The sequence below is a fragment of the Bradyrhizobium sp. INPA03-11B genome (genome assembly GCF_040446015.1).
In the GTDB taxonomy this organism is placed as follows: Bacteria; Pseudomonadota; Alphaproteobacteria; order Rhizobiales; family Xanthobacteraceae; genus Bradyrhizobium; species Bradyrhizobium macuxiense_A.
Genome location: NZ_JASGSR010000057.1, coordinates 41,649 through 51,372, shown reverse-complemented (window position 1 = coordinate 51,372; position 9,724 = coordinate 41,649). Strand labels below are relative to the sequence as shown.

General features: G+C 65.3%; 8 protein-coding genes. 3 read left to right on the top strand and 5 right to left on the bottom strand.

All coding sequences use genetic code 11. The features are described 5' to 3' along the window. Positions 1-399: hypothetical protein (locus tag QMZ05_RS23315; RefSeq protein WP_353702861.1), on the top strand; the 399-nt coding region annotated here is incomplete at its 5' end. 231 nt (positions 400-630) lie between these two features. Here the strand turns inward: QMZ05_RS23315 and QMZ05_RS23310 are convergent. From QMZ05_RS23310 to QMZ05_RS23290, 5 genes are all read right to left on the bottom strand, one after another. Beyond that, positions 631-864, bottom strand: coding sequence for a hypothetical protein (locus QMZ05_RS23310; protein WP_353702860.1), 234 nt, complete (start codon positions 862-864; stop codon positions 631-633). A gap of 129 nt (positions 865-993) precedes the next feature. Then, positions 994-1,377: a VOC family protein gene (locus QMZ05_RS23305; RefSeq protein ID WP_353702859.1), complete on the bottom strand. Its 384-nt coding sequence runs from the start codon at positions 1,375-1,377 to the stop codon at positions 994-996. A gap of 203 nt (positions 1,378-1,580) precedes the next feature. Further along, the gene (locus tag QMZ05_RS23300) at positions 1,581-2,408 is read right to left on the bottom strand and encodes an FkbM family methyltransferase (RefSeq protein WP_353702858.1); all 828 of its coding nucleotides are present in this window, start codon (positions 2,406-2,408) and stop codon (positions 1,581-1,583) included. Positions 2,409-2,469: 61 nt separating this feature from the next. Then, on the bottom strand, positions 2,470-4,521 hold the full coding sequence (locus QMZ05_RS23295; RefSeq protein ID WP_353702857.1) for an ABC transporter ATP-binding protein/permease: 2,052 nt from the start codon (positions 4,519-4,521) through the stop codon (positions 2,470-2,472). A gap of 429 nt (positions 4,522-4,950) precedes the next feature. Beyond that, positions 4,951-7,095, bottom strand: coding sequence for an ATP-binding protein (locus tag QMZ05_RS23290; protein ID WP_353702856.1), 2,145 nt, complete (start codon positions 7,093-7,095; stop codon positions 4,951-4,953). A 384-nt stretch (positions 7,096-7,479) separates the two neighbouring features. Between QMZ05_RS23290 and QMZ05_RS23285 the strand changes: the two genes are divergently transcribed. Beyond that, positions 7,480-7,767 (top strand): FeoA family protein, encoded by a 288-nt coding sequence (locus QMZ05_RS23285; protein WP_353702855.1) that lies wholly within the window; start codon positions 7,480-7,482, stop codon positions 7,765-7,767. Then, positions 7,764-9,638 carry a ferrous iron transporter B gene (locus QMZ05_RS23280; protein ID WP_353702854.1) on the top strand — a complete coding sequence of 625 codons (1,875 nt, stop codon included), beginning with the start codon at positions 7,764-7,766 and terminating at the stop codon, positions 9,636-9,638. The genes QMZ05_RS23285 and QMZ05_RS23280 overlap by 4 nt, the downstream gene beginning before the upstream one ends. Positions 9,639-9,724: the final 86 nt, after the last annotated feature.

The following is a 9,724-nucleotide window of genomic DNA, read 5'->3' as shown; positions in this document are numbered from 1 at the left end:
GTTCAGGCCGTGCGGGAGCCGGGGGCGGCGCCGGATGCGGTGCAGCTGCCGGGGGTGGCGTCGGCTTTGCGGGAGCAGCTGCGGGCGGCTCGGGCCGAGCAGGTGCAGCAGGTGGGGTCGGCTTCGCGGGTGCTGCAGCCGGCGGCGGGGCCGGATGCGCAGGCGGTGCGGCTGCCGGAGGCGGTGCTTGCGGATGCGGCGCGGCAGCCGGCGGTGCAGGATGTGCGGGTGCGCCCGGTGCCGGCTTTGGCTTCGGCTTTCCGTCAGGTCCGAGCTCTTCCTTTTGCTGCGCCTGTGCGACGACCAGCGGCGAAGTTTGGGCGTGCGACGCTGAGGTGGCGAATTGCATCACCGTCAGCGCAGTCGTGGCAAGCAGCACGAGACGAAGCTTTGTCATGATCTTGGAGTCCCCGGCAGAAAGTCTGGGCAGGAAGGAAAGAAAGTCAGAACCGAACAATTCGGCAGGACGATGAATTGCCAGCCGTTAGGCCGGATTGTGGCGAGCGCCGAATCATCGGCGAAGTTTATTTCGACATTATAACGAGTTGCATGTGCCTTTGTTCACTGGACATTCAGAAGAAACGCTTCGACACAGTCGCAATCGATGTGGAACTGAGGCGCGAGGGTGATTCACCGCGCTGCGGGTCGATCTGTCGCAGGCGGCGGCCCCGATGGTCCAGGTGGTCCGCGCACAGGTGATTCGTCGGGCGTCTTGCCGGGCAACTCGTCCGGTCGCGGTGGCTCGCCGGGGTCGCGCGTCGGCGGAGGAATCTCCGGCTGCGGATTGCCGGGCGGAATTCCCGGCGGCGGCTCGCTCGGCGTGCCAGGAGTTGCCGGCGGAATGTCCGGAGGCTCGATCGGCATCACATCGATACCAGTCGGCTGATGCCGATGCCAAATCTGTCGCTATCAGGTCGCGTCACGCGCATCGATCGCTCCATCGCAGTTCGAAGCGACAACGAATCGCGCGCGATGCCGTTCCTGTGCGACTCATCAGGGCGCGTGGCAGACCGCCTCGATGTTGTGGCCGTCGGGATCGAGCACGAACGCGCCGTAATAGTTCGGATGATAATGCGCGCGAATGCCCGGCGCGCCGTTGTCGCGGCCGCCGGCCGCGATCGCAGCCTTGTAGAAGGCGTCGACCGTGGCACGGTCCTTGGCCGTGATGGCGATGTGCACCGGCTTGTTCATCGCGCCTTCGCCGCCGATCCAGAAATCCGGCTTGCCGTTGGCGCCGAAGCCCGCCGCCGGCGCATGCCCGGTTACTTCCGCAGGCACTTCCATGATCAGGCCGTAGTCAAGCGGCGCCAGCGCCGCCTGGTAGAACGCCTTCGCGCGTTCGTAATCAGAGACCGAAAAGCCGATATGGTCGATCATCGCGAGCCTCCCTAGTTGTGCCGCATTGGTATCTGCGTTCTCGTTTCACCTTCCCTTAAAGGGGAGTGAAGGTGTAGCCCGGATGAAGCGAAGCGCAATCCGGGGCTGCTCTAACCGCGGATGGTCCGGTCCCGGATTTCGCTGCGCTTCATCCGGGCTACGACCAGTCTTCCGGCGCGACCGAGCTCGGCCGCGCGCGCAGCTCAACTCCGCACCAGCAGCGTGTTGCTTCGCGTCCGGCCCTGATCGACGTAACCACGCGTGTGCATGTCCGCGATGCAGTCGTCGGTCCATTCGTCCTTCGACAGATGTTCGATCACGACCGCGCGCGGCCAGAGTTGCTCCGGCGCGTCGCGGAAGAAGGCGATCAGCACGCGATCCTCAAAACCTTCGACGTCGATCTTCAGCGCATCGACCTTGTCAGCGCCGGCTTCCTCGAGGATCCGTTGCAGCCGCAGCGACGGCACCTTGAATGCCTTGCCCGTGGGCGTGCCAGTAACGATGTGGCTGGCGCCGAGATTGTCGCCGTCGGTCTCGATCATCAGCTCGCCGTCGGTGGGGCCTGCCGCTGCCGCAACCAGGCGCACCTGCGGAAAGCCGGAGGCCTGCGTGTTGAATTTGAGCCGCGCATGCGTCATCGGATGCGGCTCGATCGCGATCACCTTGCCATCGGGGCCAACATCGCGCGCCAGCGCCAGCGCATAGGTGCCGACATTGGCGCCGAGATCGACGAAGGTGCCGCCAGCGCCGACATGGCTGCGCAGGAACGCGAGCTCTTCGAGGTTATAGTCGGGATTGAACAGCGCGCCGCGCTCGGTCGCGCTGTGCTGGTGATAGAAGCGGAACGATGCACCCTGGTAGGTCACATCAAGCGGTCCCGAACCGAACAGATTGACCAGCCGCGACAGCCACGGCCGGAACGCGCCGCGTTTCAATCCGGTGCCATGCGCAAGCCGAATGATGGCGGCCTGTGCCGCATTGGGCGCCAGGGCGCCGAACGGCGCCGGCGAAATGTCGTTGCTGGGGATCACGCACTGCCCTCGTCAAAAGCGGCGCATGCATAGCCGGTTTTGACCGGAGCGCCAACGCCCGTTACGCGGCCTTGTCCGATGCCTGCCGCTGGCCCAGGAAGCGGCCGAGCAGCTTTCGCTTGCCCCTGCGCGGGATCAGGTCGACGTCGCTGACCAGCTTGGCGCCGCCTTTGCGGCGCTCCAGCACGATCTTGCGGCTATGGAACGCTTCGAGCTCGACGCGATGGGCGACGCTGACGATGGTCGCCTTCGGCAATTCCGTCGTCACGGTCTCCATCATCTTGTCCTGGCTCTTCTCGTCGAGCGCCGAGGTCGCCTCGTCGAGCACGACGATGTCGGGGCTGTGCAGCAGCAGGCGGGCAAAGGCGAGCCGCTGCTTCTCGCCGCCGGACAGGGTCTGGTCCCACGGCGCATCCTCCTCGATCTTGTCCTTGAGATGGTCGAGGCCGACCTTGTGCAGGGCATCGCCGATCTCCTCGACGCTCCAATCCTCAGCCGCGCCGGGATAGGCCACCGCGCGCCGCAGCGTGCCCGAGGGCACATAGGGCTTTTGTGGCAGCATGAACAGGCGGCGGTCCGCATGCAGGCCGACACTGCCGCCGCCCCACGGCCACAGGCCGGCGATGGCGCGGACCAGCGTGCTCTTGCCGGTGCCGGATTCGCCGGCGACCAATAGCCGTTCTCCAGGCTCGACGACGACCTCGGTCTCGGCGACCACGGCGGTGCCGTCATCGAGTGTGACCGATAGGTCGTTGAGGCTCAGCATCGCCTCCCCCTCAGTCTCGGCGCGTTCGATGCGTCCGAAGCCGTCGCCGGTCTCGGCGCGTTCGAGTCCGTCGAGCGACATCATCAGCGATGCGATGCGGCGCGCGCATGCGTTCCAGTCGGCAAGCCGTGGATAATTGTCGACCAGCCAGCCGAACGCGGTCTGCACGATGGTGAAGGCGGAGGCCGCCTGCATCACCTGGCCGAGCGTCATGCTGCCGTCGAGGAATTTTGGCGCGCACAGCAGCAGGGGTACCACCGGCGCAATGAGATTCGATCCCTGCGAGACCAGCGTCGTGCGCATGTGCTGCCCGGCGAGCCGCGCCCATTGCCGCAGCACGTTCGAGAACGTCTTGTCGATGCCGTCGCGCTCCTCGGTTTCGCCACCAAGCAGCGCGATGCTTTCGCCGTTTTCGCGGACGCGGGTCAGGATGTAGCGGAATTCCGCTTCTGCCTGGTTCTTGTCCTCGGAGATCTGCACGAAGCTGCGGCCGATCGCCGTGATCGAGCCCGACGCGATCGCCGCATAGATGATCGCGGCAATGACCAGGAAGCCGGGAATGCTGATGGACGAGCCGCCGAGCGTCAGCGTCAGGGCGCCGCCGATCGTCCAGAGCACGACGATGAATGTGATGGCGGACAGCAGCGCCGAAGTCACCCCGGCGATGAAGTCGACCGGCGAGTCGGTCGCGATCCGCAGGTCTTCCGCGATGCGGTACTCCGGATTCTTGTGATCGCCGTCGACCAAATTGAGCTGGTAGTAGCGGCCGTTGGTCAGCCAGCGCGACACGACGGCGTTGGTCAGCCAGGCGCGCCAGCGTCGTTGAATCCCCATGCGGCCGAATACCTGCGCGACGCCCAGCAGGACGCTGCCGATTGCGAGGGGAAAGAAGATGGCGGTGAGATGGAAGACAGTCGCCGAATCGCGCTTCTCGATCGCATCGAAGATCGCGCGATTCCAGACATTGATGCCGTACTGCACGGCGACGTTGGCGACGATCAGCAGCAGCAGGCCGATCGTGAACAGCCACGCCAGCCGGTCGCCGCTCTCGCCCCAGTAGCCGCGCGCGGTGATCCAGAAGCGCGTCAGCAGATAGTCCTTGCGCTCCTGTTCGGCTTCTTCGGGCGACAGTTCGGGATCGGGTTCGAGGATTTCCGGCGGCGGCGGTTCGACATGGTCGCCGTCTTCGGCGACGACTTCGACGAGTTCGGACTTGTCGTCCGCTTCGTTGGGCGCGTCGCCGTCGTCCTCCGTGCGGGCGCGCGTTGCGCGCGCATTTCGAGGCGCGGCGGCGTTCGCCGAAGATGGCTTGCGCGAAGATCGGGATTCTGCCGCGGCTTTGCCCATGTCACGACAACGCGAGGCAAATCAGACGGTTCCGTTCCGGTTCCGAGGCAGTGCGAGAGAATGACCCGACGGGTAACTCAATAAAATCCTGTCGATCCCTCGCGATGAGAATGCGGAGCTGTTTCCCTATCCTCTTCTGTCATCGCCCGGCTTGACCGGCCGATCCAGTACGCCGCGGCCTCTCGATTCAAGAACGACGGCCTCTGGAATACTGGATCACCCGCTTTCGCGGGTGATGACACCGCGTGTTCATCATTTTGGATCGAGAACCATCCTCATCGTCGTCCCTGCGAAAGCAGGGACCCATAACCACAGCTGGTCATGGTTACGCGATGCTGGAACGACGGGTTCCGTTCACCACATCCGCCGCGGCGTATGGGTCCCTGCTTTCGCAGGGACGACAGCGAATGTGCGGCAGGTGCACGCGATTCACCCCGCCGGCGCCTGATCCCTTCGCAGACGGCGCGAGCGCGCGGCCTTGTGCAGCACGCGCGCCAGCTGCTCGGCCGAATAGGGTTTCTGCAGCAGCTCGAAGCCGCCGCTGCCCTGCTGCGACAGCACCTGGCTGTAGCCGGAGGCGAGCACGATCGGCAGGTCGAGCCGCTGCCGGCGGATTTCCTCCGCAAGCTCGATGCCGCTCATGCCGGGCATCACGACATCGGTGAACACAAGATCGAACCTGCCGGGGTCGACGGCCAGTTCCTCCAGCGCGTGGGTGGCGTTCTCCACCAGCACGCAGGTGCATCCGAGCTGGGTCAGCGTGTCGGCCGCGAACTTTCCGACCTCGGCATTGTCCTCGACGATGAGGACCGACGCACTGGCCGGATCGACCGGAGGCGCATCCTCCGTGAGCGGCGATTGCGCGTTGTGTCTGCCGACGACGCGCGGGAGATACAGCGTGAAGGTCGAGCCCTTGCCGACTTCGCTGGTGACGGTGACCTCGCCGCCGGATTGCTTGGCGAAGCCGAACACCTGCGACAGGCCGAGGCCGGTGCCGTGACCGACCTCCTTCGTGGTGTAGAACGGCTCGAAGATGCGGCCGAACAGCTCCTGCGGAATTCCGACGCCGGTATCGGCCACCGACACTGCGACATGACCGTGTGGGCTCGGCGGCGTACTCGCCTCGGACGGCAGTTTGTCGACGGCGCGGACCGCGATCGTGAGCCGGCCGACGCCGTCCATCGCATCGCGCGCATTCACCGCCATATTGATGATGGCGGTCTCGAACTGGCCGGCATCGGCGTTGACGAGACAGGTCTGGTCCGGCACCTGCGCCGTGATCTCGATGCGCGAGCCGATCAGGGTCGCGATCATCTCGCTCAGGGTGCGGACGTTCTGGCAGGCGTCGAACACCTCGGGCTTGAGCGTTTGCCGGCGCGCGAACGCGAGCAGCTGGTTGGTCAGCTTGGCGGCGCGGTTCACCGTGTTGGAGATCGCATCGATGTAACGCTGCCGCCGCGGCTCCGGCAGGTCCGGCCGTCGCAACATGTCGACCGACGCGCGGATCACGGTGAGCAGATTGTTGAAGTCGTGCGCGACGCCGCCGGTCAGTTGCCCGAGTGCCTCGAGCCGCTGGCCATGCCGCAATGCCTCCTCGGCTTCGATGCGCTTGCTGGCCTCCTCCTCCAGGCGCTCGGTTCGCTGATAGGCGAGCACCAGCAAGCCAAACAGCAGCGCGGTGGCCGGGATGCCGAAGATCAGGTGCTGGGCCATGGTCGTGATCCAGCGCGCCCGGATCGCCAGGGTTTCGAGGCCTGCGCTGACATAGATCGGGTATTCGGACAGCCGCTCATAGCGCATGCGCCGTTCGATGCCGTCGACGGGAGAGCGGATCGTCATGGTGCCGGCCTGCGGATTGGCGGCCATCTGTTGTCCGAGCGGCCCGCTCGGCTCGAACCTAGCCTCATGGTCGACAACCGGGTAGTGCGCCAGCACCGCGCCGTCGGTCCGGATCAGCGCCAGGAAGCTGCCGGGCTCGCGGCCGATCCGCGCATAGAAGTTCTCGAAATACTCCGGAAGCACCGAAGCCTGGATCACGCCGCCAAAGCTGCCGTCCGCGTTGCTGCGGCGCCGGCCGACGCTGAAGAACCGCGCGCCCTGATACGGCGGCCGTGGGGTCAAGACCTCGCCGATATAGGTGCCGATGTCGCGCTCGGCATGGATCCGGAAGTAGTCCCGATCCGAGAAATCGATGTCGGGAGCCGGCTCCACCAGGCTGTTGACCAGGGCATGGCCGCTGGCATCGAATATCCAGATCGATTTTACCTGGGGAAGCGCCTCGGCGACCTGGCGCAGCCGGTCGTGCAGGCTCTTCTCGCGCGCGACGATCTCGGCATCGCTCATGCCGCGGACGACCTCAGTGACCTCACCCAGGCTGCGGTCGATGGTCTCGAACACCTTGAGCGCGTGCTCATGGGTGACGTCGAGGGTCCGCTGGATCTCCTGGTCGGCGGCCTCGCTGGTCGAGATCCGGGACATCGCCGAAGCGAACAGGAACAGCGCCAGCGGAAGGGCCAACGAGGCGGCCATCATCCATTGCAGCAGTCTCAGCGAATTGCGTTGTGCGGTCGGCACGGGCGCTCCGGCTCCTCGCGGACCTTAACGCAAACCATTGTGCCGGAGGAAGCAAATCCCCGTCCCGGATGGCCGTATCGAAGCTCGTCCACCATTCGTGGTAACGAAAGTCCTTGCGGAGCGATCGGTCGGCTGCCGGTCAAATTCAGGCCCGGCGTGGAAGGGCGATACCGCCGGCGTGGCTTGCCGAGTTTCCGCCAGCCGGCCACGCCGGGAAGGCGACGCCCGGAGGGACCCGGAAGGATCACGACCTCGTTAGCTGGTGCGCGGCAGTCAAGCGGAAAATCGGCCGGGATGACGGGCGCGGAGGCTGTTTTTAGGGGTTCTAAAACCTCTCACGGGCAAATGCTTGACCCTGTGACTACCTGCTGAAAAACAGGCCGCATGACAGGCGATCCAGACACTTCCCAGGATAATCTTCAGGACATCCGGCTCGGACGTGCGGATCGCGGTTTTGTCGGAAAGATCATCAGGCTCGATGCGCTCGTGACGGGTTCATCGCTCTCTCCGCGGGAGCTGGAGCAGCGCCTGGTGGAGATGGGATTTGTCGAGGGCGCGCGCGTGGAAATCCTGCATGAAGGCACGATCCGGCGGGATCCGATCGCGGTGCGCGTCGACAACATCACGATCGCGCTGCGCCGGAGCGAAGCCATGGCCGTAATCGTCGAATGACAACTGCATCCCTGCGTCTGGCGCTGGTGGGCGCGCCGAACACCGGCAAGACGTCGCTGTTCAACAGCCTGACCGGCAGCCGCCAGAAGGTCGCCAATTATCCGGGCGTCACGGTCGAGCGCAAATCCGGCGGCTTCGTCACACCGGAGGGCCGCAGCGTCACCGTGCTCGATCTGCCCGGCACCTATTCGCTGCGCGGCCGCAGCCCGGACGAGGAGATCACCCGCGACATCGTGCTCGGCCGCTTCGACGGCGAGGCGGTGCCCGATCTCATGCTCTGCGTCGCGGACGCCACCAATCTGCGGCTGACCCTGCGGCTGGTGCTCGAGCTGAAGCGCGTCGGCCGGCCGATGATGCTCGTGCTCAACATGATCGACATCGCAAAGCGCCGCGGCGTGACGATCGATCTCGACCGGATGTCGCAGGAGCTCGGCCTGCCGATCGTGACCTCGGTCGCGGTCCGCAAGGGCGGCGTCGACGAACTCCTGAAGCGGACCGACGAATTCCTGGCGAAGTCGCATAAGGCGGCGGCCAGCGAGTGGACGACGCCGACGATTGCCGACCTCAAGGCGGCGCAACGCGAGGCGGACCGCATCATCGCGGCAGTAGTGACGCTGCCGACCAAGCCGGACACGCTGACCAACCGGATCGATTCGGTCGTGCTGCATCCGGTCTGGGGTCTCGTGATCCTGGCCGTGATCCTGTTCGTGATGTTCCAGGCAGTGTTCACCTGGGCGCAGCCGGCGATGGAGCTATTGTCCGACGGCTTCGCCGCGCTCGGCCAACTGATCCATGACGTGATGCCCGAAGGCTGGGGCCTGCTGCAGAGCTTCCTGCAGAACGGCCTGATCTCCGGCGTCGGCAGCGTCATCGTGTTCCTGCCGCAGATCATCATCATCTTCCTGTTCATCCTGCTGCTGGAAGATTTCGGCTACATGGCGCGCGCGGCTTTCCTGATGGACCGCATCATGGGTGGCGCGGGGCTGCATGGCCGCGCCTTCATTCCACTGCTGTCGAGCTTCGCCTGCGCCATTCCCGGCATCATGGCGACGCGGGTGATCGACAACCGTCGCGACCGCCTGACCACGATCCTGATCGCGCCGCTGATGACCTGCTCGGCGCGCATTCCGGTCTACACGCTGATCATCTCGGCCTTCGTTCCGGCGACCACGGTGTGGGGCTTCGTCAATCTGCAAGGACTCGTGATGTTCGGCCTCTATGCCGCCGGGATCACCAGCGCGCTGACGGTCTCGGCGATCGCAAAATTCTTCCTGTGGCGCGACCATGCGCCGGCGCCGTTCATGCTGGAATTGCCGGACTACAAGATGCCGCGGCTGAAGAGCATCGCGATCGGCGTGTTCACCCGCGCCAAGATGTTCCTGTATCGCGCCGGCACCACGATCCTCTCGATGATGGTGCTGATCTGGTTCCTGGCCTCGTTCCCGACCGCGCCCGCCGGCGCCGAGGGACCGGCGATCAATTACAGCTTTGCGGCGATGATCGGCCATGCACTCGAGCCGCTGCTGCGGCCGATCGGCTTCAACTGGCAGATCGCGGTGGCGTTGATCCCGGGCATGGCGGCGCGCGAGGTTGCGGTCGCGGCGCTCGGCACCGTCTATTCGATCGAGGGCGGCAAGGAGGCGGCGGATCAGATCGGCCAGGTGCTGGCGCAGAAATGGACGCTGGCGACCGCGCTGTCGCTCTTGGTCTGGTACATCTTCGCCCCGCAATGCGCCTCGACGCTGGCGGTGATCCGCCGCGAGACCGGCGGCGCGAAGTGGATGGTGGTGACGTTCCTCTACATGCTCGCGCTGGCCTATGTCGCGAGCTTGCTGACCTTCAACCTGGCGCAGGCGTTGGGCCTGCACTAGACGGAGGATTGAGTTCCGTCATACCAGCCAGGGCTCGCAACGGGTACAATGGGTCGAACGAGGAAGTAGAGTTCATTCGAGGCGCG

Coding starts and splice junctions, on each gene's coding strand:
- QMZ05_RS23285 (WP_353702855.1), top strand. CDS start 7,480: ATGACAGGCGATCCAGACACTTCCCAGGATAATCTTCAGGACATCCGG.
- QMZ05_RS23305 (WP_353702859.1), bottom strand. CDS start 1,377: ATGATCGACCATATCGGCTTTTCGGTCTCTGATTACGAACGCGCGAAG.
- QMZ05_RS23310 (WP_353702860.1), bottom strand. CDS start 864: ATGCCGATCGAGCCTCCGGACATTCCGCCGGCAACTCCTGGCACGCCG.
- QMZ05_RS23280 (WP_353702854.1), top strand. CDS start 7,764: ATGACAACTGCATCCCTGCGTCTGGCGCTGGTGGGCGCGCCGAACACC.
- QMZ05_RS23295 (WP_353702857.1), bottom strand. CDS start 4,521: ATGGGCAAAGCCGCGGCAGAATCCCGATCTTCGCGCAAGCCATCTTCG.